At 68.2% G+C, this 23,766-nt stretch carries 21 protein-coding genes; 15 read left to right on the forward strand and 6 right to left on the reverse strand.

The genetic code is table 11. The features are described 5' to 3' along the window. Positions 1–8 precede the first annotated feature (8 nt). From IP65_RS21645 to IP65_RS03470, 3 genes are read right to left on the reverse strand one after another with little or no spacing between them, the layout of a single operon-like run. The gene (locus IP65_RS21645) at positions 9–269 is read right to left on the reverse strand and encodes a hypothetical protein (RefSeq protein WP_197279202.1); all 261 of its coding nucleotides are present in this window, start codon (positions 267–269) and stop codon (positions 9–11) included. A gap of 13 nt (positions 270–282) precedes the next feature. Continuing rightward, the gene (locus tag IP65_RS03465; protein ID WP_054130756.1) at positions 283–1,287 is read right to left on the reverse strand and encodes an inorganic phosphate transporter; all 1,005 of its coding nucleotides are present in this window, start codon (positions 1,285–1,287) and stop codon (positions 283–285) included. Between the two features lie 12 nt (positions 1,288–1,299). Continuing rightward, on the reverse strand, positions 1,300–2,433 hold the full coding sequence (locus tag IP65_RS03470) for a DUF47 family protein (protein WP_231627533.1): 1,134 nt from the start codon (positions 2,431–2,433) through the stop codon (positions 1,300–1,302). A gap of 178 nt (positions 2,434–2,611) precedes the next feature. On the opposite strand from IP65_RS03470, the gene IP65_RS03475 reads away from it, so the two are divergent. The 9 genes from IP65_RS03475 to IP65_RS03515 all read left to right on the forward strand — a co-directional run bounded on the left by IP65_RS03475 (position 2,612) and on the right by IP65_RS03515 (position 14,442). Then, complete coding sequence (locus IP65_RS03475) at positions 2,612–3,289, forward strand: response regulator transcription factor (protein WP_054130757.1); 678 nt, start codon at positions 2,612–2,614, stop codon at positions 3,287–3,289. Further along, positions 3,286–4,332, forward strand: a complete 1,047-nt coding sequence (locus IP65_RS03480) for an ATP-binding protein (RefSeq protein ID WP_082349734.1) — start codon at positions 3,286–3,288, stop codon at positions 4,330–4,332. The genes IP65_RS03475 and IP65_RS03480 overlap by 4 nt, the downstream gene beginning before the upstream one ends. A 63-nt stretch (positions 4,333–4,395) precedes the next feature. Further along, positions 4,396–5,538, forward strand: coding sequence for an efflux RND transporter periplasmic adaptor subunit (locus IP65_RS03485; protein ID WP_054130758.1), 1,143 nt, complete (start codon positions 4,396–4,398; stop codon positions 5,536–5,538). 13 nt (positions 5,539–5,551) lie between these two features. Then, complete coding sequence (locus tag IP65_RS03490) at positions 5,552–8,653, forward strand: efflux RND transporter permease subunit (protein ID WP_054130759.1); 3,102 nt, start codon at positions 5,552–5,554, stop codon at positions 8,651–8,653. Next, positions 8,646–8,945 (forward strand): DUF3240 family protein, encoded by a 300-nt coding sequence (locus IP65_RS03495; protein ID WP_054130760.1) that lies wholly within the window; start codon positions 8,646–8,648, stop codon positions 8,943–8,945. The genes IP65_RS03490 and IP65_RS03495 overlap by 8 nt, the downstream gene beginning before the upstream one ends. Beyond that, the gene (locus IP65_RS03500) at positions 8,945–10,228 is read left to right on the forward strand and encodes a TolC family protein (RefSeq protein ID WP_054130761.1); all 1,284 of its coding nucleotides are present in this window, start codon (positions 8,945–8,947) and stop codon (positions 10,226–10,228) included. Before IP65_RS03495 ends, IP65_RS03500 begins: the two co-directional genes overlap by 1 nt. Positions 10,229–10,354: 126 nt before the next feature. After that, positions 10,355–10,783 carry a hypothetical protein gene (locus IP65_RS03505; protein ID WP_156306373.1) on the forward strand — a complete coding sequence of 143 codons (429 nt, stop codon included), beginning with the start codon at positions 10,355–10,357 and terminating at the stop codon, positions 10,781–10,783. Between the two features lie 153 nt (positions 10,784–10,936). Beyond that, complete coding sequence (locus IP65_RS03510) at positions 10,937–13,363, forward strand: TonB-dependent receptor (protein ID WP_054130763.1); 2,427 nt, start codon at positions 10,937–10,939, stop codon at positions 13,361–13,363. Beyond that, entirely contained in the window at positions 13,363–14,442 is a 1,080-nt protein-coding gene (locus IP65_RS03515; RefSeq protein WP_054130764.1) for a tyrosine-protein phosphatase, read from the forward strand. Before IP65_RS03510 ends, IP65_RS03515 begins: the two co-directional genes overlap by 1 nt. Here the strand turns inward: IP65_RS03515 and IP65_RS03520 are convergent. From IP65_RS03520 to IP65_RS03530, 3 genes are all read right to left on the reverse strand, one after another. Next, positions 14,430–15,761, reverse strand: a complete 1,332-nt coding sequence (locus IP65_RS03520) for an APC family permease (RefSeq protein WP_054130765.1) — start codon at positions 15,759–15,761, stop codon at positions 14,430–14,432. The genes IP65_RS03515 and IP65_RS03520 overlap by 13 nt on opposite strands. Further along, positions 15,754–16,785, reverse strand: a complete 1,032-nt coding sequence (locus tag IP65_RS03525; RefSeq protein ID WP_054130766.1) for a histone deacetylase family protein — start codon at positions 16,783–16,785, stop codon at positions 15,754–15,756. Before IP65_RS03525 ends, IP65_RS03520 begins: the two co-directional genes overlap by 8 nt. Positions 16,786–16,849: 64 nt before the next feature. After that, positions 16,850–17,752: a LysR family transcriptional regulator gene (locus IP65_RS03530; protein WP_054130767.1), complete on the reverse strand. Its 903-nt coding sequence runs from the start codon at positions 17,750–17,752 to the stop codon at positions 16,850–16,852. A gap of 125 nt (positions 17,753–17,877) precedes the next feature. On the opposite strand from IP65_RS03530, the gene IP65_RS03535 reads away from it, so the two are divergent. Genes IP65_RS03535 through IP65_RS03560 form a run of 6 tightly spaced genes read left to right on the forward strand, consistent with a single transcriptional unit; the run spans position 17,878 to position 23,697 of the window. Next, positions 17,878–18,300 (forward strand): organic hydroperoxide resistance protein, encoded by a 423-nt coding sequence (locus tag IP65_RS03535; RefSeq protein WP_054130768.1) that lies wholly within the window; start codon positions 17,878–17,880, stop codon positions 18,298–18,300. Between the two features lie 35 nt (positions 18,301–18,335). Continuing rightward, positions 18,336–19,019 (forward strand): type 1 glutamine amidotransferase domain-containing protein, encoded by a 684-nt coding sequence (locus IP65_RS03540; protein ID WP_054130922.1) that lies wholly within the window; start codon positions 18,336–18,338, stop codon positions 19,017–19,019. Positions 19,020–19,038: 19 nt separating this feature from the next. Next, positions 19,039–21,126 carry an FUSC family protein gene (locus tag IP65_RS03545; protein WP_054130769.1) on the forward strand — a complete coding sequence of 696 codons (2,088 nt, stop codon included), beginning with the start codon at positions 19,039–19,041 and terminating at the stop codon, positions 21,124–21,126. After that, positions 21,123–21,356 (forward strand): DUF1656 domain-containing protein, encoded by a 234-nt coding sequence (locus IP65_RS03550; RefSeq protein ID WP_231627534.1) that lies wholly within the window; start codon positions 21,123–21,125, stop codon positions 21,354–21,356. The genes IP65_RS03545 and IP65_RS03550 overlap by 4 nt, the downstream gene beginning before the upstream one ends. Next, positions 21,356–22,294, forward strand: a complete 939-nt coding sequence (locus tag IP65_RS03555) for an HlyD family secretion protein (RefSeq protein ID WP_156306375.1) — start codon at positions 21,356–21,358, stop codon at positions 22,292–22,294. The genes IP65_RS03550 and IP65_RS03555 overlap by 1 nt, the downstream gene beginning before the upstream one ends. Continuing rightward, complete coding sequence (locus IP65_RS03560) at positions 22,291–23,697, forward strand: efflux transporter outer membrane subunit (RefSeq protein ID WP_054130771.1); 1,407 nt, start codon at positions 22,291–22,293, stop codon at positions 23,695–23,697. Before IP65_RS03555 ends, IP65_RS03560 begins: the two co-directional genes overlap by 4 nt. Positions 23,698–23,766: the final 69 nt, after the last annotated feature.

A 23,766-nucleotide genomic window follows, 5' to 3' on the forward strand; every position in this document is an offset into this window, starting at 1 on the left:
TCGGCTCCTTAGGCGGCGTGGACAAATTCCGCAGTGCCACGGCTGGAAGCAAAAACCGCCAGTTCAAGGAGGCGAGGAAGCGTAATATCGGGAATATTGCGCGACGAGCCGACGCGGAAATGGCGGTTTTTGGTCCAGCCCCGAAGGGGTTGCCCTGCAAGAGGCCCTGGCAGCGTTGCTCCGCCTTGAAAGAGGCCCACTCTTCCTGCGGCCTCACGCCTCGCCAGGGCCTCTTGCAGGGCAACCGTGGCATTGCGGAATTTGTCCACGCCGCCTAAGCGCTCAAAAAACCTTGGCAATCTCGTAGAAGATCGCGCCCACCAGGGCCGAGGCGGGAATGGTCACAAGCCAGGCGACGACCACGCGCTGGGCCACGCTCCAGCGCACGGCCGAGGCACGGCGGGCGGCACCGACGCCGACGACGCAGCCGGTGATGGTGTGCGTGGTCGAGACCGGAATGCCGAAGGCGCTGGCCGCGAACAGCATGATCGAGCCGCCGGCCGAGGCGCAGAAGCCCTGGTGGTGCGACAGCTTGGTGATGCGACTGCCCATCGTTTCGATGATCTTCCACCCGCCCGACAGCGTGCCCAGGCCCATGGCGATATAGCACGAGATCACCACCCAGCCGGGCACGTGGAACGTGCCGCCCAGCATGCCCTGCGAATAGAGCAGCACGGCGATGATCCCCATCGTCTTTTGCGCGTCGTTGGCACCGTGGCCGATCGAATAGGCCGCCGCCGAAATGAGGTGCAGCTTCTTGAACGAGCCTTCCGCCGTGCGCGCCGAAGCCTTGGCGAACAGCCACGAGGACAAAAGCATCAGCAGCATCGAGACAACCAGGCCGACCACCGGCGAGAGCACAATGGCCGAGGTTGTGGAGGTAACCCCCTTCCACACGATCGCGCTGGTGCCGGCATGCATCGTGCCCGCGCCCAGCAACCCGCCGATCAGGGCGTGGCTGGACGAGGAGGGGATGCCGCGCCACCAAGTGATCACGTTCCAGGTCATTGCGCCGACCAGAGCGCCAAAGATCACCTGCGGGGTGATCACGTCCTTGTCGATGATGCCCTTGCCCACCGTTTCGGCCACTTTCAGGCCAAAGGTGAAATAGGCGGCAAAGTTGAAGAACGCGGCAAACAGCACGGCCTGCACCGGTGTGAGCAAGCGCGTGGACACCACCGTGGCAATCGAATTTGCCGCGTCGTGCAGTCCGTTGATGAAATCGAACGCCAAGGCCATGATCACCAGTGCGATGATCAGGGGCAGCGCCACGGCCACATGGTTCATGAACCCGGCTCCTTAGGCGTGATCGATGACCAGGCCGTCGATCTCGTTGGCGACATCCTCGAAGCGGTCGACCACGCGTTCAAGGTGGCTGTAGATTTCGCGGGCGACGAAGAACTGCATCGGCGCGGTCTGGCCATGGGCCTTGAACGCCTTGGACAGGCCGGCATCGTGGATCTCGTCAGCCTTGCCTTCCAGGCGCACCAGTCGCTCGGTCAGCTCATGCAGGCGGGCGGCATTGGCGTGGATCGAGCGCAGCAGCGGCAGCGCCTCGGCAATGACGCGCGCGCATTCCACGATGATTGCGGCCATGTCGGCCATTTCCTGCTCGAACGCGGTCACTTCATAGAGCGAAATCGCGTTGGAGGTTTGGTGCATCTGGTCGATCGAATCGTCCATCGCGCTGATCAGCGAGGTGATCGCGCCGCGATCGAAGGGCGTGAGGAACGTGCGGCGCACGGTCACCAGAACTTCGCGGGTGATCGCGTCGGCATCGTGCTCGCGCTCGGCAATCTCGCGCACATGGTCGGCCATGCCCGGCCCGCCCTGAAGCAGGCGCGCCAAGGCATTGCTGCCGGCGATCAGGGTTTGGCCGTGCGCCTCGAACAGTTCGAAGAAGTTGCCCTGGCGCGGCAACAGGTTCTGGAACCAGTGAAACATGCCCAGTCTTTCTTTCACGCTGCCCAAGCGACGGACAAGCGGTGCGGTGGTGGCAAGAGCCCGGAATTCCGTGGCCCGGAAGCTGCGAATCAATGCCTGCAGGTCTGGCTCGTCCACCGCGTCGGCGGCAGCAGCAAGCGAAAACCATTGGCGGGTACGTTGTTCCCCTTCGGCCCAGTGCGGCAGTTCCTCGGTCACCGCCAGGGGGAAAACCTGGACCTGGACCATCACCGACGCGCCGGAACGCAGGGTCTTGCGGTATTCGAACCGGCCGAGCGCGGCGGGGCAGATCGCCCCGATCACGCCGGCCTCCTCCTCCGCCTCGCGGGCGGCGGCGGCATGGGCGGCTTCGCTCTTGCCGAAATTGCCCTTGGGTATGACCCAGCGGCCCGTCCCGCGCGAGGTGACGAGGAGCACTTCGATGGGCGCAGAAAGGCCATCACCGATGGTGCGATAGGGCAAGGCGGCAATTTGGCGAACGGGACGCACTCCGGTTGCATAGCAAGTCTTCGCGCGCGCTAGAGGTTGCGCAGGCGAATCGTCAAGAATTGGTCATACGCACCACGCGATTAATCGCAGAGTGGAATGTGCCCTGCCGGCCCGCTCCAGCAGGGAATTGTTGCAGGACCATGGCATTGGCGGCGCCTAATGGCTAAACACGGCAGCCATGCGGGTGCTGATCGTGGAAGACAACGTGCGGCTGGCGGGGCTGATGGGCGAAGGGCTGTCGCGCGCCGGCATCGTCTGCGATCGCGCGACCAGTCTGGATGACGCCGATGCCGCATTGGCCTGCGCGCAGTTCGATGCGCTGCTGCTCGATCTGGGCCTGCCCGATGGCGATGGCCGCACCTGGCTGGAACGGCGCCGGGCCGAAGGGCTGACGCTGCCCGTGCTGGTGCTGACCGCGCGCAGCGGGCTGGACGATCGCATCGGCGGGCTGGATGCCGGGGCCGACGATTACCTGGTCAAGCCGGCCGAAACCGCCGAGATCGCGGCGCGGCTGCGCGCCCTGCTGCGCCGCCCCGGCCCGCGCGCCAACCCAGTGATCGAGGTGGGGCCGCTGCGCTTTGACACCGCCAGCCGCGTGGCCAGCGTCGCTGGCCAGCGGCTTGACCTCGCCCGGCGCGAGGCGGACCTGCTCGAACTGCTGATGCGCGGCGCGGGCAGCGTGGTGCGGCGCAGCCAGATCGAGAACGCGCTCTATAACTTCGATGACGCGGTTTCGCCCAACGCCGTCGATGCCGCCGCCTCGCGCCTGCGCCGCCGGCTGGAGGACAAGGGCCTGGGCAGCATGCTGCACACCATCCGTGGGCTGGGCTATCTGTTGCAGGACCAGCAGGAATGATCGCCGCGCTGGGCCAGGGGCGCGGCTCGATCCGCCTGCGGCTGTCGGCCGGGCTGGCGGTGATCTGCGTGTTTGCCGTGGCCACGCTGATCTTTGCGCTGTTCTGGGAATACGACATCACGCCGCAGGATCTGACCGGCGCCAACACCAGAGCGGCCTGGCGCGAGATACGCGATCACGTGCTGCTGCCGATCCTGGTGGTGATCGTGCCCACGCTGTTGGCAACGAGCTGGGTGATCAACCGCGCGCTCAGCCCGCTGGACCGTACCGCACAAAGCATCGCCCATGCCCCGGCCCGGCGCGGGCTGCGCCTGCCGCATGCCGAGCTGCCCGTGGAAGTGGCGCCTTTCGTCACCTCGATCAACGCGCTGCTCGCCCGGCTGGACGATGCTGCTGCCCAGCACGAAGCCTTTGCCGCCGATGTTGCCCATGAACTGCGCACCCCGCTGGCGATCATGGCGATGCAGCTCGACAGCCCCGAGCCACTGGACCGCGCCCACCTGCGGCGCGAGATCGGGGCGATGCGGCGCCTGGTCGAACAGCTGCTGCTGCTGGCCCAGATCGAGGCAGAGGCCGCCACCCCGCAACCCACGCAAAGCTTTACCCTGGCCGGCGTGGCCGAAGACGTGGTGGCCGCGCTCGCCCCACAGATCATCACCCAGGGGCGCGAGATCGCGCTGGACGAGCCAGCCGAGATGGCGGCGATCACCGTGCACGGCCACCGCGAGGCCGTGGCCGCCGCGCTGCGCAACCTGATCGAAAACGCCGTGCGTGTTACCCCGCCAGGCGGCCTGGTGCGGGTTGCGGCCGGGCCGGGTCGCTGCCTGCGCGTGGCAGACGAAGGCCCCGGGCTTGCTCCCGAAGCGCTGGCCCGGCTGGCGCGGCGCCATGCCCGCGCCGATCATGCCAGCCGCGATGGCGCCGGCCTGGGCCTGAGCATCGTCGAGCGGATCATGGCCGGCCATGGCGGAGAATTGGCCACCGCGCCGGAAGCGCGCACGCTGATCCTGCGTTTTCCCGCGCATTTGCCTGACGAGGCCTGAGAAAACACCACCAAAACGCTACCCCGTCAGGTTTTCGTCAGGCCGGGACGATACCTGGGCGCCATGCAGAACAGGGCAAGACAACGGGCGATTCTGGGCGGCGCGGCCGCCTTGGCTGTGGCGGCGGCAGGCGCCTGGTGGTTCACGCGGACGCCCACCCCGGCCACGTCGCAAACCGCGCAGACGCCGGCCAGCGCGCCGGCGGCCAATGGCCTGCTCGTGGTCGATCAGGCCAAGGCGGCGGCGCTTGGCATTGCCACCGCACCGGCCCGCGCGGCCGATCAGGCACCGCTGGCTGATCTGCCGGCGATGATCGCGCCGCCGGCCAATGCCCGCGTGGCCGTGGCCGCCACCTTGCCCGGCACCGTGCTGCGCACCCTGGTGGTCGAAGGCGACGCGGTGACGCGGGGCCAGGCCCTGGCCGTGGTCGCCAGCCGCGACGTGATGACGCTGTCGGCCGATCTCGCCCGCGCCCATGCCCGCGCCGGGGTGGCGCAATCGAGCGCGGCGCGCCTGGCGCAATTGAACCGCGAAGGCATTATCGCCGGGGCCCGCGCCGATGAAGCCCGCGCCGTAGCGGCCGAGGCCGGCGCCGACGTCAGCGAAAAGGCGCGCATCCTGGCGCTGGTCGGCGCGCGCGGCAGCAGCGGCACTTATACGCTGACCGCACCGATCGCCGGCCGCGTGACCAAGGCCGATATCCAGGCCGGCATGCCGGTCGATGGCACCACTGCGCCGTTCGTGATCGACGCGGCCGGCCGCTATGAAGCAACCGCCCAGTTGCCCGAGCGGCTGATCGGCCAGGTACGCGTGGGCCAGACCGTGCGCCTGCCAGTGGCCGGTGGCAGTGGCAGCGTGACCGGCACGGTCACGGCGGTGGGCAACGCGATCGATCCCGCCACCCGTTCCGCCACGCTCAAGGCGCAATTGCCCGCCGATCCCGGCATCGTGGCCGGGCGCGTCGGCTCGATCACCGTGTGGGGTGCGGCCAGCGGCGGGGCGGTTGGCGTGCCCGAAGGCGCAGTGACCACGATCGGCGTGGACGAGGTGGTCTTTGTCGCCACGCCGCGTGGCTATCAGCGCCGCACCGTGCACCGCCTGGGCGCGGCCGATGGCCAGGTCATCCTCAGGGATGGCGTGCGCGCCGGCGAGGCCGTCGTCGTTCATGGCACCAGCGCCTTGAAGGCGCTGGCCGAAGCGAACTGAGCAGGCCCGCCCCATGCTGCGCAAGCTAGTCGCGCTCTCGCTCTCGTATCGCCTGCTCGTGCTTGGGCTGGCGCTGGCCGTGGCGCTCCTGGGCACCTGGGCCTTCATCGGCCTTCCGGTCGATGCCTATCCCAATATCGCGCAAACCCAGGTCAAGATCATCCTCAAGGCACCGGGCATGACGCCCGAGGAAGTCGAAAGCCGGGTGATCACGCCGATCGAAACCGAGATGCTGGGTATTCCCGGCCAGGCTGTGCTGCGCTCTACCGCGAAATACGCGATTGCCGACGTGACGATCGATTTCGTCGACGGGACCGACATCTACTGGGCGCGTAACCAGGTGGCCGAGCGGCTTTCAGGCGTGATGGCCGATTTGCCCGGTTCGGTCAGCGGCGGCATGGCGCCGATTTCCACGCCGCTATCCGACGTGCTGATGTTCACCATCGATGGCCCCCTGTCGCTTCAGCAAAAGCGCGAGCTGCTCGACTGGACGATCCGCCCCGCGCTGCGCACCGTGCCCGGCGTGGCCGATGTCAACGCGCTGGGCGGCTTTGTCCGCACGTTCGAGGTGCGCCCCGATCCCACCGCGCTGGCCGCCGCGCACCTGTCGATCGCGCAGATCAAGGCGGCGATCGAAAGCGGCAACCGCAACGATGGCGCCGGCCGCCTGGTCACTGGCGAGGAAGCGCTGATCGTGCGCACCGTCGGCGCGATCCAGACCGAGGCTGACCTGGCTGCGCTGGTCATCGCCAATCCGCAGGGGCGCGTGCTGCGCCTGGGCGATGTGGCGCAAGTCGGTACCGGCAGCCTTACCCGCTATGGCGCGGTGTCGCGCGGGGGCAAGGCAGAGACGGTCGAAGGGCTGGTGATCGCCCTGCGCGGGGCCGACGCGCAAAAGGTGGTTTCGGGGGTGAAGTCCCGCCTCGCCGAACTGCAACACGCCCTGCCCGCCGGCACTACCATCCACACATTCTACGATCGCTCTGACCTGGTCGGCCGCGCGGTGTTCACCGTGGAAGAGGCGCTGGTCGAGGCGACGATTCTGGTGATCGTGCTGCTGGTGCTGTTCCTGGGTGATTGGCGCGCGGCGGCGATCGTGGCGACCACGCTGCCGATGGCCGCGCTGATCACGTTCCTGCTCATGCACCTGTTCGGGCTCTCGGCCAACCTGATGAGCCTGGGGGGCCTGGCAATCGCCATCGGCATGCTGGTCGATGGCGCAGTGGTGGTGGTGGAAAACGTGGTGGAGCGGCTCGGCCAGGCCAAGAATGACAGCCTGCCCCGGCTCAACCAGGTGTTCCGCGCCACGGCCGACGTGATCGTGCCGGTCTCGGCCGGGATCGTGATCATTGCCCTGGTGTTCCTGCCGCTGCTCTCGCTCCAGGGACTGGAAGGCAAGCTGTTTGCCCCGGTGGCGCTGACCATCGTGTTCGCGCTGGTCGGCTCGCTGCTGCTCGCGCTCACCCTCGTGCCGGTGCTGGCCTCATTCGGCCTGGGCCAGGGCCACCATGGCGAGCCATGGATCATGCGCTGGCTGGCCCCGCGCTATCGCCGCCTGCTCGACGGCGCCTTTGCGCGCAAGGGTCTGGTCTATGCCCTGTCGGCCGGTGGCCTCGCCGTGGCAGTGCTGGCCTATGGCGCAGTGGGCAAGACCTTCATGCCGACGATGGATGAAGGCTCGGTCATCGTGCAGCTGACCAAGCTGCCCACGATCAACCTGGCGCAATCGACGCAGATCGACATGGCAGTGGAGCGCGCGCTCAAGACCGTGCCCGAAGTGGCCGACGTGATCGCCCGCACCGGCTCTGACGAGATCGGGCTCGATCCCATGGGCCTCAATGAAACCGACAGTTTCGTGGTGCTCAAGCCGCAATCGGAATGGCGCGGCAACAAGGATTTCGTGGTCGAGGAACTGCGCAAGGCGACCGAGGGCTTGCCCGGCGTGCAGACCACCTTCACCCAGCCCATCGAAATGCGCGTGTCCGAAATGCTCACCGGCGCGCGCGGCGATCTGGCGGTGAAGATCTTTGGCCCCGACACCCGCGTGCTGGCCGACCTGGCCACGCGTATCCAGGCAACGCTCAAGGGTGTGCGTGGCGCCACTGAAGTGCTGACCGTGGCCAACGACAACGTCGATTACCTGCAATTGAACATCGATCGCGTCGCGGCCGGGCGGCTGGGCATGCCGGTCGATCAGCTGGAAGACACTCTGCGCGCCGGGGTGGAAGGGATGCCCGCCGGCATCGTCGCCGAAGGGCAGCGGCGCGTGCCGATCGTGATCCGTGGCGATGACAGCTTGCGCAGCGATCCCACCCGCTTTGCCGACATGCAGATGGTCACGCCATCGGGCAGTGTGGCGCGCGTCGCCGATATGGCACACGTTTCGCGCACGGCCGGGCCAGTCAAGCTCGACCATGAAAACGCCTCGCGCTTTGCCCTGGTCCAGGCCTTCGTTTCGGGGCGCGATCTGGTCGGCTATGTCGAGGATGCCAAGGCGCAGGTGGCGCGAGCCGTGCCGCTGCCGGTAGGCTATCGCATCCAATGGGGCGGCCAGTTCGAAAACCAGCAGCGCGCCGCCGCGCGGCTGATGCTGGTCATTCCCATGGCGCTGCTGCTGATCTTTGGTGTGCTGCTGGCCACGCTGCGCTCGCTGCGCGCCTCGGGGCTGATCCTCGCCAACATTCCCTTTGCCATGGTCGGCGGCATCGTGTCGCTGTGGCTCTCGGGGGAATATCTCTCGGTGCCGGCCTCGGTCGGGTTCATCGCGCTGCTTGGCATCGCCGTGCTCAACGGGCTGGTGCTGGTCGCGTATTTCCGCCAACTGCGGGAAGAGGGCCTGCCCATGGCAGACGTCGTGCGCCAGGGCGCGGAACGGCGCCTGCGCCCCGTGCTGATGACTGCCAGCATCACCGCGTTCGGGCTGGTGCCGCTGCTGTTTTCCAGCGGGCCCGGCTCGGAAATCCAGCGGCCGCTGGCCATCGTGGTGATCGGTGGGCTGGTCACCTCCACTCTGCTCACGCTGGTGCTGCTACCGATCCTGTTTGCCCGGTTCGGGGAAAGCGCGGCCGAGCGTGACAACCAGACTGACCTCCCGACAGAGGCGCACCATGGCTGATCTGCTGCTCACCTTCCACTGCGCACGTGGCGATGCCGAAGGCCTGGCGCTGGCGCTGCGCGATGCCGCCGCAGCCCCGGTGCACCGCACTGACGAAATGGTGCTGGGCCACGACTATGCCGACGCCGGCACGGGCGAGCAGGTCGAAGGCCTGCTGCGCCGCGCCGCGCTGACGCTGATCGTGGCGCAAGACCGCTGCGCCGCCGTGGTCGATGCCGCGCGCGCTGCCCGCTGCCGCGCCCCGGTGCGCTGGCATGCAGTCCCCCTCCATTCCCACGGCAGGATTGCCTGATGCGCCGCTTGGCTTGCCTTCTCCTCACCGCCGCCCTGCTGCCAGCGGTCGTGCTGCCGACTGTGGCCTGGGCCGCGCCGCTGCCCGAAGTGCCGCCGGCCAACCTGCCGCCCGAAGCGGTGGTGGTGGCCGCGCTGGACAACCACCCCACGGTCTCGGCCGCCGGCCAGCGCGTTTCCGCCGCGCGCGCCGCTGCCAATGCGCTGGCCAAGGGCACGCACGAAGTGCTGGTGACGGGCACGATCCAGGCGCGCGACGTGACCAACGAGCGCCGCTATGCCGAATTCGATACCCAGGTGCTGCGCCCCATCCGCCTGCCCGGCAAGGCCGCGCTCGATCGCGAGGCCGGGGTGCTGGGCGTGGACGTGGCGCACAACCGCATGGAAGACAGCCGCCACCAGGCCGCGCTGCTGCTCTCGCAGCTATGGTTCGACTGGCTGACCGCGGGCGAGTTGCACCGCGTCGATCTCGCCAATGTCGCCGTGCTCAATGAAGCCCTGGCTGCGGTCACCCGCCGCCAGCAGTTGCGCGATGCCGCCGCGCTCGATGTGGACCAGGCCCGCGCCGCGCGCGACCAGGCACAGGGCACCGCCGCGATGAGCGCGGCCGACATGAACGAGGCGCGCGCGCTGCTGGCTGCCAACTTTCCCGACCTGCCCCTGCCCGATCAGCCACCCGCGCTGGGCGAGGTGCCCACGCCGGCCAACGACCTTGCCACGCTGCGCGATCTGGTCATCGCCCGCAGCCACGAAATCGGCGCGGCCGATCGCGAGGCGGCGCGGCTGGGCACCCTGGCGCGGCGGGCAGAGCGGGATCGCACCGCCGACCCCAGCGTGGGCTTTCGCGCCTTCAGCGAACGCGGCGGGATGGAACGCGGCGGCGGCCTGGTGCTGCAGATCCCGCTGGGTGGTGGCTATCGCAAGGCGCTGGCCGAGGAAGCCGGCGCCCAGGCCAGTGCCGGCCTGCTCGACCTCGCCAATGTGCGCCGCGAAGTGGAAGCCATGGCCGATGGCGACCTCGCCAATGCCCGCGGCCGGCGCAGCGCGTGGGAAGGCATTGCCGCATCGGCCCGTTCCACCGCGCAGGCCGCCACGCGCACCGCGCGGGGGCAGCAACTGGGCGCGATCGATCTGGCCGATGCCCTGCTCGCCCGCCGCCAGGCGCACGAGGCGGCGCGCTTGGAAGTGGCCGCGCGCAGCGCCGCAATCCGCAGCCTGATCAAGCTGGAAATCGATTCCCACGTGATCTGGGCAGACGAAGACACCGACGAGCATCCAACCTAACGATTGCCCGCCGCGCTGTCCCGCAACGGTGCAGCGCGTTTGCAACGTGGTTAGCGAATTTGACTCCCGCTGCCGGTCCGGCTTGGAAGAAACGGTCTGATCGCCCCTGTCCCCGTGGAACCCGCCATGAACGCTTTGCCCCGCTGCCCCCACCCTGTCCTTCTCCCGCTGGCCACGCTGTTGCTCGGCGCGGGCGCCCTGCCCGTGGCGGCCCAGACGGCAGCAATTCTGCCGGTGGTCAGCCTGGCGCCGCCGCCGGCCGGCGTGGTCGTGGCGACGCCGCGCGTGGTGCAGCATGGCGATCACCTCGCCGTGGTGGCGATGATCCGCCATGGCGTGCAGACCGCCAAGGTGCGCCAGGGCCAGCTAGTGGCGCGCTATCGCCTTGCCGGCGCGGCCAGCGACACCGTCGCCAGCGCGCGCTGCGATGTGCACCGCTGGCAGGAAGCCTGCACCGTGGCGCTGCCCGGGCTGACGGGCACCGGGTCGAGCGCCGCAGCGCTGGATGGCACCGCCCCGCAACAGGTGACCATCGCCTTTCAACCCCGCGCCTGATTGTCACGCCTGACCGAGATTCAGGACCAAAAGCCCGCAACTGCAAAAAATTTCCGGCTTGTTGCAGCGCGGTGACGAACCGGCACAGAGCGTCACCTGCCTGACATTCCCTCACCGTACTGGCCGCGCCAACACCAGTGAGGGAACCATTCCATGCCTATCGAGAACGCCACGCGCCGTGGTGCGCACCCGCATGCCCTGCGCACGGCCAGCGCCCTTGCCCTCTGCCTTGCCGGCGCCGCACTGCCCGTCCTGGCGCATGCGGCCGCCGCCGAACCGGCGCCGGAGCCGGCCCCCGCCCCCGTGGCAGACCCCACGCTGACCAGCACGCTCGACCAGATCGTCGTCACCGCGCAAAAGCGCAAGACCGACCTGCAGAAGACGCCGATCGCCATCTCGGTGCTCAATGCCCAGGCCCTGGCCGATCGCCACATCCAGTCGCTGGTCGATCTGCAATCGGGCGGCGTGCCCAGCCTGCGCGTCGCCCCGTTCTATTCGCGCAATTCGGCGCTGATCATGAACATCCGCGGCATCGGCGTGCTGTCCGACAGCAACCAGCCCGCGCGTGACCAGGGCGTGGGCGTCTATGTCGATGGCGTCTATCTCGGCCGCGCCCAGGGCCTGGGCACCGCGCTCTATGACATCGAGAACATCGAAGTGCTCAAAGGCCCGCAAGGCACGCTGTTTGGCCGCAACACCGAAGGCGGCGCGATCAACATCGTGACCAAGAAGCCCAGCGGCGAATTCCACGCCAATGCCCTGGTCGGCGCCGGCAACTATGGCAGCTACAAGGGCGAGCTGCATGTCGATCTGCCCAAGTGGGGCAACCTGGCGGCCAAGATCGATGGCGTGGTGTCGCACCGCGATGGCCTGGTCAAGAACCCGCTGGCCGGGCAGACCGATTTCAACTTCTACACCAAGCGCGGTCTGCGCGGCGAAGTGCTGTGGACGCCCACGCCCGATTTCAGCGCCGACTATGCCTATGACACGTCCTACGACGCATCGAGCCCGCTCTATGCCCAGACGGTGAGCGCCGGCACGCTCAAGCGCCCCGTCGCCTATCCGCTCGAACCCAACCGCGTGGGCGTGGCCGCCGTCGGCGTGACGCAGCAGCCCAGCGTGGGCAAGACCCATGGCCACCGCCTGCTGCTGGAATGGCACCTCGACCCGCACCTTCAGGTCAAGTCGATCGCCTCATACCGTGAACTGACCCAGTCGCAGTATGACAATGGCTCGGCCACGACCAGCGCGATCAGCGCCACCGGCAACTTCACCGGCGCCAAGTTCTCGCGCTACAGCCTGGCCCAGTTCCGTCAGAACCAGGCGAGCGAAGAGCTGCAACTGCTGGGCGATTACGACCGCGTGAAATTCGTGGCCGGCGCGATGTGGTATCAGGAAAAGGTGCAGGACAACGCCCAGGCGTTCTACACCATGGCCTTCTCCGATGCCGCCGGCAGCGCCACCACGGTGATCCCCTATGTTACCTACGATGGCATTACCATCGACCGCGCCAGCCATGTCACCACCACCAGCGTGGGCGTGTTCGGCCAGGGCACCTATACCCCCGATCTGGCTGGTGACATCTTTCACCTGACGTTGGGCGCGCGCTGGACGCACGACAAGAAGGAAGGTTCGCTGTTCACCGTCAACGGCGCCACGCCTTCGGTCAACGGCGTCACCGCGCCGCGCCTGCTCGACGCCAGCTGGTCGCGCGTCGATCCGATGATCAACCTGGCGATCGACGCCAGCGAAGACGTGCATCTCTATGGCAAGTGGAGCACGGGCTACAAATCGGGCGGCGCCAACTCGCGCTCGCTCACCTATGCCCCGTTCAATCCCGAAACCGTCTCGATGTTCGAACTAGGCGCCAAGACCGAATTCTGGGACAAGCGCGCCCGCTTCAACGTGGCCGCCTACACCGGCACCTACAAGAACATCCAGCTCGATTTCAGCGCCAACTATCTGCAGTATGATGCCCAGGGCAACCTGCTCAACACCACCCGCACCACCACCGAAACCCACAATGCGCCGGGCACCGGACGCCTCAAGGGGATCGAGGCCGATTTCACGGTCAAGCCCATCCCGCAGCTGACGCTGGGCGCCAGCTATGCCTATACCAGCGTCAAGATCCCCAATACGTCGAACCCGTTTCCGCAGGCCAACGGGGTGATCATCACCACCCCGATCCCGATCTACCAGGTCTATACGCCCAAGCATGCCGCCAGTGGCACGGTGGACGTCACCCTGCCGGTGGCCGACGCGGAACTGCGCCTGCATCTCGATGCCAACTATGACAGCGGGTTCTACGCCAACTACGTCGATCCCGGCTTCAACACGGCCACGGGCGCCGTTACCCTGGCCCAGCCCAAGGGTGATGCCAGCGTGACGTTCAACGGCCGCATCGGCCTGGCTGACATTGCCCTGGGCGCCAACGGCGCCAAGATGCAGGTCTCGGTCTGGGGCCGCAACATCTTCAACGAACAGCACATGTTCTACAAGGCGGCAAGCGCGCTGGTCGGTACCTATGGCTTCTTCAACGAAGCACGCACCTGGGGCGTGGAAGCACAGGTGCGGTTCTGATGCGCCGCACCCATCTTGGCGCCTGGGCTCTCGGGCTGGTCCTGGCGGCCAGCCCGGCGCTCGCCCCGCAGACACTCGCCCGCGCCCACGATGCCATCGCCAGCCGTAGCGATGCCGCCACGCTGCTGGTCGATTGGCAGGCCAGCGGCCCGGTCGATGTCTATCTGGCGGCCCGCCCCGATGCCCCGCTGGCCAACGCGCGGCCCGTGGCGCGCGCGGTGCGCAGCGGCCATGCCAGAGTGCCCGCCACCGCCACGCCGCGCCCCTATGTGCTGCTGCGCGACCGGTCTGATGGCCGCGTCACCACCGTCGCTGAACGCATGCTGCCCTTGGCGCAGGGATCGAACTTTCGCGATCTGGGTGGCTATCCGGCTGCCGATGGCAAGGCGGTGCGCTGGGGCCTGATCTATCGGTCGGGCGCCACGCCGCTGCTATCGCCGGCCGATATCGCCATGGTGCGCGGCCTGGGCCTGACCACGATGGTCGACCTGCGCTCTGACGAGGAACGCCGCCTGGCGCCCACGCGCCTGGCCGGCCAGGTCCACCAGGACGCCGTGCCCTATTCGATGATGGCGCTGTTTGCCGGCAACCACGGCAAGGTCACCGGCAATGGCGGAGCGCTCTATCGCCAGTTTCCCACCCTGCTGGCGCCACAGGTGCGCCTGGTGTTCGACCGGCTCAAGGCCCATGCCGGCCCGATCGAATACAATTGCTCGGCCGGGCAGGATCGCACCGGGTTCATGACCGCGCTGATCCTCTCGGCGCTGGGCACCCCGCGTGCGGTGATCCTCCAGGACTATGACCTGTCCACCGCGCTGCGCCGCCCGGAATGGGAAATGCCCCGCATCGACGCGGCCACCGCCGCCAGCGATCCGGTCGCCCGGCTGTTTGCCGGCTATCAGGCCAACCCGGCGATGGCCCGGCCGCAACCGCTGCACGATCCCGATGGCCGCACGTTCCTCGCCAGCGCGCTGGACGAGATCGACACGCGCTATGGCTCGGTCGAAGGGTATCTCGACAAGGTGGCCGGTGTCAGCGCCGCCGATATCGCCGCACTGCGCAAGGCCTATACCGAATAGGCCAGATCGCTGGCCGGGGGCGGCGCATGGCGCGCTGCCCCTTGCCACCAGGCCAGCCCCAGGACCAGCCAGCCGCAGCCGAGCAGCAGCGCCCAGGCGCCCATGCCCGTAAGGATCGCGGCGATCACCGCCAGGCCGACCACGGGCGAGACCACGTGGAGCGCCAGGTTGCGCCGCGCCGACTTGCGGAAATGCACGAAGACGCACACGTGCAGCAGGGCAAACCCGGTCAGCGCGCCAAAGTTGACCAGCGTCGCCAGGAAATCCAGCGCGTCGCGAAACGCCAGCGCCACCACCAGCGACAGGCCCGTCGTGGCCAGCATCGCCACCCAGGGCGTGTTGTGGCGCGGGTGCAGCCGGGCAAAGGCGCCGGGCACCTGGCCATCGCGCCCCATGGCATAGAGCACGCGCGCCACGCCCACCTGCATCGGCAGGGCATTGGTAAAGCCCACCATCAGCGCAGTGAACCAGGCCAGCGCCGGCCGGGCCCAGCCACCCAGCAGCATGCCCGCCACATCGTAATGGGCCGCCTCCAGGCTGGCAAAGTGCCGCCCGACCATGGCATTGCCCAGAACCCAGGTGGAAAGGCCGAAAAACACCGTGGCCAGGGCCAGCACCGCCAATATCGCCCGGCCCAGCGTGCGCCCGCTGCGATCGGCAGTATCTTCCGCCAGGGTCGATACCGCATCAAAGCCCAGGAAGCTCAGCACACAGACCGACGTGCCCGCCAGCACCCCGCGCCAGGGCAGCGGATCGGCCCAGACCGGTGCCGGCGAAAACGCCTGCTCCGGCCCCAGGAAGACAATGCCCGCGCTCACCAACAGGGCGGTGATGGCAATCTGGCTGATGACGCTCACCGCGTTGAACACGCTGGTCGAGCGAATACCGAACCAGTTGACCGCGGTGGTGAATGCCAGCAGCGCCACGATCCACACCGCGCGGTCGACATCCGGCATCAACTGGCCCAGCGCCACGGCCATGATCACATAGACCAGCGAGGGGATGAGCAGGTAATCGAGCAGGATCATCCAGCCGCCCATGAATCCGGCAAACGGCCCCAGCGCGGCGCGGGCGAAGCCATAGAGCGATCCTGCGTTGCGCACCTCGCGCACCATCACGGCATAGCTGGTGGCGGTGAAAGCCATGCACAGCCCGCCCAAGAGATAGGACAGCGCGATCAGCCCGTGGGCCTTGCCCCAGACAACGCCCAGCGTGTTGAGCGGCGCCGATGGCGCAATCAGCGCCAGGCCATAGCCAATGAGGTGCCAGAACCCCAATCGGCCCTGCAGCCCAGCTCCCGTGCCGGCCCCATCAGCCATGGGCAAAGCCTTCCAGCACATTGGCCACGTTGGTGCCGATGTCGCCCACAGCATAGCCGCCTTCCATCACGAACAGCGTGGGCAGGCCCAGCGCCGCCACCCGCGCCCCGATGCGGGTGAAATCAGCGCTCTCCAGCTTGAAATGGCTGATAGGATCGCCGGCAAAGGTATCGACCCCCAGCGACACCACCAGCGCCTGCGCGCCGAATGCCGCGATGGCCGCGCAGCCCGTATCGAGCGCGGCCAGATAAGCCCCCGCCGCCATGCCCCAGGGCAATGGCAGGTTGAGAGTGCACCCCTGCCCGGCGCCGCTGCCGGTCTCATCGGCAAAGCCGGCAAAGAACGGGTATTCCACCGCCGGATCGCCGTGGAGCGAGGCGAAGAACACGTCGGCCCGGTCATAGAAGATCGCCTGCGTGCCGTTGCCATGGTGATAGTCGACATCGAGCACGGCCACCTTGGCCACCCCGGCATCGCGCATCGCCTGCGCCGCGATCGCGGCATTGTTGAGATAGCAAAAGCCGCCCATCGCGCGTGGCCCGGCGTGGTGGCCGGGCGGGCGGCACAGGGCAAAGGCGGCGCGCTCTCCGCCCAAGACCGCCGCCGCGCCGGTCAGCGCGCAATCTGCGCTGGCCTGAACCGCCGCCCACGTGCCAGCCGTGATCGGCACGGCGGCATCGATGCTGTAGAACCCCAGTTTGCCATCGATATGATCTGGCACGCGGTCTGCGCGCAGGTCGCGCGCCGGCCAGGCATAGGGCAACGCATCGCCGGTTTCGCCCAGCGCGCACCATTCGTCCCAGGCGCTGGCCAGGAAATCGACATAGTCGGCCGCGTGCACCCGCTCCACCGGCGCGCGCCCGTGCCGCACCGGCGCCACCACCGGGCCCAGCCCGCGCCCGGCCACGCTCGCCAGGATCTGCTCCACCCGCGCTGGCATTTCAAAGCAGGGCACGATCCGCCCGCGATAGAATTCGCCCGCGCCGTGATGCAGGCGATGGTCGTCGCTGTGGATCGTCAACATGGTGCCCCCGCCATGACCGCTGTGATCGCAGCATCATGGCGCAATCACCCGCGATGACAAGCGCCTATTGCTGGTAAAGCCGCCAGATCAGCGCATGGCGCACGTGGGCCACGCGCGGCTGGCGCAGCGCGGCGGGCGACCACAGCAGGTGATAGCTCAGGTGATCCTGCCCGGCGGCGGTGCCCGGAATATCGGCCAGGTCGCCGGCTTCGAGATGCGCGCGGCACAGATATTCGGGCAAAACCGTCCAGCCATGCCCGCCCATCAGCAGGCCGCGCAGGCTGCGCACGTCCAGCCCGACCATGGCCGGCGTGGTCAGTTCGGGGTTCAGGCCATTGTGGCGCAGCCAGTTGTCGATCAGCGGGTAATCAAGGCCGTAGGACAGCAGCGGCAGCCCGGTCAGGAACGTGGCAAGGTCCGTCCCCGCGGCCAGCGCCGCACGCAGCCGTGCCACCACGGCGGGCGCTGCCACGGCGCGGGTCGCCTCGTCGCGCAAGTGCTCCCCGCGCAGGCGGCGGTCGGCGGCGGGAAAGCCCGAAACGCCCAGGTCTGCCTCGCCATGGATCAGCATGCGCTCGATCTCGCCCCGCGTGCCGCCGTGCAGGCGCACGCGAATACCGCTTTCCAGCAGCGTGCCCAGCTGCGGCGCCACCACTTCCGACAGGAAATCGGGATGCCCGACGATCTGGATCGACCCGGCCAGCAGGGCCGATCGCGCGCGGGCCTGCGCCAGGGCCGCCTCGGCCTGGTCCAGCCGATCGCCAATGTCCGATGCCAGTTCGTCGGCCGTGCCCGTGGGCACCACCCCGCGCCCGTGCCGTTCGAACAGCGGCCGGCCGATGGTTTCTTCCAGGCTGGCGATCTGCTGGGAAATGGCCGGCTGGGTCAGCCCCAGGTTGCGCGCCGCCGTGGTGAACGAGCGCTGGCGATAGACTTCGACAAAGGCGCGCAGGCGGTTGAGCGACATAGCGCAATCCATAAGGAATTTTATGGATGTTGGCCATAACGCTTCTTGGCGCGGCGTCGCGTTCGCGCCTAGATGCCCTGTGCCAACGGCCAATGCCCCGGTTCTGCCGCTTGAGAGACCCGTCCATGCTCACCGATTGCCTCTATCAGGCCAGCGCCAGCGCGCATGGCGGCCGCGAAGGCCAGGTTGCGACCAGCGATGGCACGCTGCATGCCTGGCTTGATCTTCCCGTCGAACTGGGCGGCCGTGGCCATGGCAACAATCCCGAGCAGCTGTTTGCCGCAGGCTATGCCGCGTGTTTCCTCAGCACGATGAAAACGCTGAAGAATCAGAATCATCCGCCGCTTCCCGGCGATGCCAGCGTCACCGCCACGGTGGGCCTGGCGCCCCGCCCCGAAGGCGGCTTTGGCCTGGGCATCACGCTGGCGGTATCCTTGCCCGGCATGGATCCAAAACGCGCTCGTGCGTTGATGGAGGCCGCCCATGGGGCCTGCCCTTATAGCCGGGCGATCATGGGGAATGTCCCTGTCCATCTTTCGCTGGCATGATCGCTTCGATCGGCCAGCCGCTCTGGAGTAAATCCATGAAGATTCTTATGGTCCTGACCTCGCACGACGAACTTGGCAACACTGGCCACAAGACCGGCTTCTGGCTGGAAGAGTTTGCCGCCCCCTATTACGTGTTCAAGGATGCCGGGGCCGAGATCGTCCTGGCCTCGCCCGCCGGCGGGCAGCCCCCGCTCGATCCGCGCAGCGATGAACCCGATGCCCAGACGCCTGCCACCGAACGCTTCCGTGCCGATACTGCCGCGCAGCAGGCGCTGGCCCACACCACGCCGCTGGCCGATGTCGATGCCGCCGGCTTTGACGCGGTGTTCTATCCCGGCGGCCACGGCCCGCTGTGGGATCTGGCGGAAAGCCCGGTGTCCATCGCCCTGATCGAAGCCTTCGATCGCGCCGGCAAGCCGCTCGGCCTGGTCTGCCACGCCCCCGGCGCGCTGCGCCACGTCAAGGGCGCCGATGGCCGCCCGATCGTGGCCGGCCGCCCCGTCACCGGCTTTTCCAACAGCGAGGAAGAGGCCGTTGGCCTGACCCAGGTGGTGCCGTTCCTGATCGAGGATGAATTCACGGCACAGGGCGGCGACTATCGCAAGGGTCCGGATTGGGGCGTGTTCACGCTGGAAGACGGCAACCTGGTAACCGGGCAGAACCCGGCCAGTTCCGAAGCGGTGGCGCGCATCCTGCTGCGCCAGGTGCAAGCGGCCTGAACGAAAGCAGCCCGATCCCATGTTCCTGTTTCCCAAAGCCTGGGTGCAACCCCTGCTGTTTTCGGCCAAGACCGTGGCGGCGGGGTTTCTGGCGCTGTGGATCGGGCTGTGGGTCGGGCTGCCGTTCCCGTTCTGGGCGATGACGACGGCGTTCATCGTTTCCAATCCGCTGGCCGGGGCCACCCGCTCCAAGGCGATCTACCGCGTGATCGGCACGTTTGTCGGCGCGGTCTTTGCCGTGGCCGTGGTGCCGGTGCTAGTCGATACGCCGATGATCCTTTCCACCGTGCTCGCGCTGTGGGTGGGTGGCTGTCTCACCGTGTCGTTGCTCGATCGCTCGGCGCGGTCCTATACCCTGATGCTGGCGGGCTATACCGCGGCGATCATCGCCTTTCCTTCGGTCAACCAGCCCTATGCCGTGTTCGATACGGCAGTCGCGCGCGTTACCGAAATCACGCTGGGGATCGTTGCCGCCACGCTCACCCACAGCCTGTTCCTGCCGCAATCGGTGGCCGTGCCGCTGGGTGCGCGGCTGGAACGCTGGCTGGGCGATGCCGAAGCCTGGCTCGCCGATTGCGTGCGCAGCGCCGATGACGGCGGCGCCCCTCGCCGCGCGCCCCGCGAACAGCAGCAACTGGCCGTCGACGTGGTCGATTGCGCGCTGATGGCCATTCACGTGCCCTATGATACCTCGCACTGGCGCGAGATGACCGGCACGCTGCGCGCGCTGCTCGAACGCATGCTCGTGCTGCTGCCGCTGCTCTCGGGCCTGTCGGACCGGCGCAGCGCCATCGCCACCGAAGATGCCTGCGCCGATCCCGATCTGGAAAGCGCCCAGGCCGCCACCCGCGCCTGGATCGCGGCGGGTTGCCCTGCGCTCGATCGCCCGGCGATCGCCGTGCCCGAAAGCATACGCCCGCAATCCTGGCACGATCTGCTGGCAACCAGCTATCGCGTGCGCCTGGCCCAGGTGGTGACGCTGCTGGCCGATTGCCGCCAGGCGCTCGACCACCTGCGCGATCCGCGCCAGCCGCTGCCCGCCTCGTTGCGCAGCCCGCGCGCCGCGCTGCGCCTGCACCAAGATTTGGGCCATGCCTTGATGGCCGGCATCGCCGCGTCGGTGGCCGTGATCGCCTGCTGCGCGCTGTGGATCTATTCCGGCTGGGCCGATGGCGCGGGCGCCGCGGCGATGACGGCGGTGTTCTGCTGCCTGTTTGCCGCGATGGACAATCCCATCCCGGTGATCCTGCGCTTTGGCGTGGCGATCTGCGCGGGCGTGCCACTGGCAGGCATCTACCTGTTCGAAGTGCTGCCCTATGTGCACGATTTCACAGCGCTGGCACTGGTCATGGCGCCCACCCTGCTGGCGATCGCCGCATTCATTCCCCATCCCCGCCTGGGTGGCCAAGCCACTGCCATGGCCATGGGGTTCTGCAGCGCGCTGGCCATCCAGGAAAGCTTCCACCCCGATTTCGAACGCTTTGTGAACAGCAACATCGGCCAGGTCCTGGCCGTGGTCCTGGCCGCAGGGTTCACCGCCGGCCTGCGCAACCTGGGTACCGACGTGGCGATCGCCCGCCTGCTGCGCGCGCTGCAACGCGATCTGGTGCGGCTGTCGACCACCGCCACGCCGCCCGATCCCGCGCTGGCGCTGGGCCGGGTGATCGACCAGACCGCCCTGCTGACGCAGCGCCTGGGCGCTGATCCCGCCGGCTCGCTGGCGGCGCAGGCTGCGCTGCGCGAGGTGCGCCTGGCAATCAATCTGGTGGCGATCCAGCACGCTCGCGCCGCTGCGCCGCTGCGCCAGCAGCGCGCGCTGGCCAGCCTGCTGCGCGAGGCGGCCCGCTATTTCCGCGCCTGGCGCCCCGATGCCCCGCCCCCGGCCGACGCCCGGCTGCAGCACCGCATCGATCGCGCGCTGCGCCTGATCCTCAAGGAAGGCGGCCCGGTGCGCCCGCCGCCGCTGCCCTTTGGCCACCCCGATGCGCCCGATGCGCCCCATGCCATCGCCGCGCTGATCGCCCTGCGCCGCAATCTTTTCCCCAATAGCCCCGGCCCGGTCCTGCCCTTGGTAGCAGCCCCCGCCGTGGTGGAGCCACTGGCATGAACCCGCCGACGCCTGCTTTTTCCGAATACATGTTCGGCGAAGTCTTCGTGGCTTCGGCGCCGGTCACCGCCACGGTCGCGCTGATCCTGGCGCTGATCGTGCACCGCGTGCTGGTGGCGCTGCGTTTCTATCGCTGGGTCTGGCACCCGGTCTTGTTCGATACTGCCATGTTCGTGGCATTCTGGGCGCTGCTCGTGCGCTTTCCCCAGTTGATCAATGGATGGCTCTGATGTCGCTGCTCGCTTCCCCCACCCTTCGCAAGACCGTCCAGATCGGCGTGACCGGCGCCATCGTCATCGTCGCGGCCATCGGCGCGCGTTCGCTGTGGCTGCATTACCAGGCCGATCCGTGGACGCGCGATGGCCGCGTGCGCGCCGATGTCGTGCAGGTGGCACCCGATGTGCAGGGCCTGGTCACCCAGGTCGCCGTGGTCAACGACCAGCCGGTGCACAAGGGTGACGTGCTGTTCCAGATCGATACCGCGCGCTATGCCCTGGCCGTGCGCCAGGCCGACGATGCCATCGCCCAGGCCCGCACCGGGATCACCCGCGCCCGCGTCGCCCTGGCCGAGGCCCAGCGCGAGGCAGCGCGCAACCGTGGCCTGGGTGATCTCGTGCCGCTGGAAGTGACGCAGCAGAGCGAGACCAAGGTGGCCGATGCCCAGGCCCAGGTCGCCGCTGCCCAGGTCATGCTGGAAACCGCGCAAAGCCAGCGCGAATTGGCCCGGCTCAACCTTGATCGCACCACCGTGCGCGCCCCGGTCGATGGCACGATTTCCGACCAGACGCTGCGGCCGGGCAACTATGTCGCGCCGGGCAAGGCGGTGATGGCGCTGGTCGACAACAGCTCGCTGCGCATCGAGGGCTATTTCGAGGAAACCAAGCTGGCCCATGTCCACGTTGGTCAGCGCGCCACCGTGCGCCTGATGGGCGAGGATCGCCTGCTCAAGGGCCATGTCACCTCGATCGCAATGGCGATTGAAGATCACGATCGCACCGGCAGCGCCTCGATGCTGCCCTCGATCAACCCCAGCTTTTCCTGGGTGCGCCTGCCCCAGCGCGTGCCGGTGCGCATCGCGCTCGATGAACGCCCGGCCAATGTCGCGCTGATCGCCGGGCGCACCGCCTCGGTCACCCTCGCGCCCGACAAGCAGGAGAACGCCCGGTGAAGCGCCTTTTCCTGATCGGTTCGGCCATGCTGGCACTGGCCGGCTGCAAGGCGGTTGGCCCCGATTACCACTTGCCCAAGGATGCAGCGATCACCCGCCCGGCGGCACAGGGCGCATTCCAGTCTGCCCCCGCCGCGCTGACCACGGCCGATCCGCTGCCGGCGCGCTGGTGGCATCTCTATGATGATCCCGTGCTCGATGGGCTGGAAGAACAGGCGCTGGCCGCCAATACCGATCTGCGCGTGGCCGCTGCCAACCTAGCCCGCGCGCGCGCCGTTACGGCTGTGGCCGAAGGTGGCAAGGAAGTGGATTTCGGCGTTTCGGCCGGGGCGCAGCACGCGCGCCTGTCGGGGCAGTCCTATCTGCAGAACGAGCAGTTGCCCGTTGCCGATATCGGCGATGTGGGGGCGGAAATGAGCTATCAGATCGATCTGTTCGGCCGCATCCGCCGTCAGATCGAGGCCGCCCGCGCCGATGAGGAAGCCAGCGCCGCCACGCAGGATGCGGTCAAGGTCACTGTCGCGGCCGATGTGGCGCGGGCCTATGTCGGCGTCTGCGCCGCCCATGCCGCCGAAGACTTGGCGCAGCGCGCGATCACCCTGCAAGGGCATCTGGTCGATATCAACCGCCGCCTGGTCTCGGCCGGGCGCAGCGCCGCTCCCGATGTTACCGCCGCGCAAGGCCGCCTGGCCCAGGCGCAGGCCGCTCTGCCCATCTATCGCGCCGCCGCGCGGGCCGCGCTCTATCGCCTGGCCGCGCTGACCGGCAAAGTGCCGGCCGATTACCCGCGCGAGGCGGAGAGCTGCCGCAGCGTGCCCGAGATGAAAACGCCGCTGCCGGTGGGCGATGGCGCGGCCCTGCTGCGCCGCCGCCCCGATGTGCGCGCGGCAGAGCGGCAGCTGGCCGGAGCCACCGCGCGCATCGGCGTGGCCACGGCCGATCTCTATCCCTCGATCGGCATCGGCCTGTCCGCTGGTTCCACCGGCTTCGTCAAGGATCTGGGGCTGCCGGCGGCCAACCGCTGGTCGATCGGCGGGCTGCTGCACTGGTCGATCCCCGGCGCCGGTGCCCGCGCGCGGGTCAAGGCGGCCGATGCCAGTGCCGATGCCGTGCTCGCGCATTTCGATGGCGTGGTGCTCGGCGCCTTGCGCGAAACCGAAACGGCACTCGCCACCTATGCCGAAAACCATGATCGCCATGCCGCGCTGGATGAAGCGCTGGCCTCTGCCCGCACCGCGTCCGACCAAGCCCGCCGCCTGCGCGAGGCCGGCCGCGCTGCCATCACCAGCGACATTGGTGGCCGCCAGGGCGTGATCGGCGCCGAAGCCGCCGTGCTCAATTCGCGCGTGGAACTGGCCAACGACCAGGTCAACCTGTTCCTGGCGCTCGGCGGCGGCTGGTAAAGCAGAGAAAGCGGGACCCCGGATCAAGTCCGGGGTGACGATGAATAGCCCAATACCCTTTTCGTCTCC

The sequence above is a fragment of the Novosphingobium sp. AAP1 genome, from assembly GCF_001295765.1.
Lineage (GTDB): Bacteria > Pseudomonadota > Alphaproteobacteria > Sphingomonadales > Sphingomonadaceae > Novosphingobium > Novosphingobium capsulatum.

Bases quoted from the DNA above. Each gene is read 5' to 3' on its own strand.
- IP65_RS03465 (WP_054130756.1), bottom strand. From the start codon at position 1,287: ATGAACCATGTGGCCGTGGCGCTGCCCCTGATCATCGCACTGGTGATC.
- IP65_RS03475 (WP_054130757.1), top strand. From the start codon at position 2,612: ATGCGGGTGCTGATCGTGGAAGACAACGTGCGGCTGGCGGGGCTGATG.
- IP65_RS03480 (WP_082349734.1), top strand. From the start codon at position 3,286: ATGATCGCCGCGCTGGGCCAGGGGCGCGGCTCGATCCGCCTGCGGCTG.
- IP65_RS03485 (WP_054130758.1), top strand. From the start codon at position 4,396: ATGCAGAACAGGGCAAGACAACGGGCGATTCTGGGCGGCGCGGCCGCC.
- IP65_RS03490 (WP_054130759.1), top strand. From the start codon at position 5,552: ATGCTGCGCAAGCTAGTCGCGCTCTCGCTCTCGTATCGCCTGCTCGTG.
- IP65_RS03495 (WP_054130760.1), top strand. From the start codon at position 8,646: ATGGCTGATCTGCTGCTCACCTTCCACTGCGCACGTGGCGATGCCGAA.
- IP65_RS03500 (WP_054130761.1), top strand. From the start codon at position 8,945: ATGCGCCGCTTGGCTTGCCTTCTCCTCACCGCCGCCCTGCTGCCAGCG.
- IP65_RS03505 (WP_156306373.1), top strand. From the start codon at position 10,355: ATGAACGCTTTGCCCCGCTGCCCCCACCCTGTCCTTCTCCCGCTGGCC.
- IP65_RS03510 (WP_054130763.1), top strand. From the start codon at position 10,937: ATGCCTATCGAGAACGCCACGCGCCGTGGTGCGCACCCGCATGCCCTG.
- IP65_RS03515 (WP_054130764.1), top strand. From the start codon at position 13,363: ATGCGCCGCACCCATCTTGGCGCCTGGGCTCTCGGGCTGGTCCTGGCG.
- IP65_RS03520 (WP_054130765.1), bottom strand. From the start codon at position 15,761: ATGGCTGATGGGGCCGGCACGGGAGCTGGGCTGCAGGGCCGATTGGGG.
- IP65_RS03525 (WP_054130766.1), bottom strand. From the start codon at position 16,785: ATGTTGACGATCCACAGCGACGACCATCGCCTGCATCACGGCGCGGGC.
- IP65_RS03530 (WP_054130767.1), bottom strand. From the start codon at position 17,752: ATGTCGCTCAACCGCCTGCGCGCCTTTGTCGAAGTCTATCGCCAGCGC.
- IP65_RS03535 (WP_054130768.1), top strand. From the start codon at position 17,878: ATGCTCACCGATTGCCTCTATCAGGCCAGCGCCAGCGCGCATGGCGGC.
- IP65_RS03540 (WP_054130922.1), top strand. From the start codon at position 18,336: ATGAAGATTCTTATGGTCCTGACCTCGCACGACGAACTTGGCAACACT.
- IP65_RS03545 (WP_054130769.1), top strand. From the start codon at position 19,039: ATGTTCCTGTTTCCCAAAGCCTGGGTGCAACCCCTGCTGTTTTCGGCC.
- IP65_RS03550 (WP_231627534.1), top strand. From the start codon at position 21,123: ATGAACCCGCCGACGCCTGCTTTTTCCGAATACATGTTCGGCGAAGTC.
- IP65_RS03555 (WP_156306375.1), top strand. From the start codon at position 21,356: ATGTCGCTGCTCGCTTCCCCCACCCTTCGCAAGACCGTCCAGATCGGC.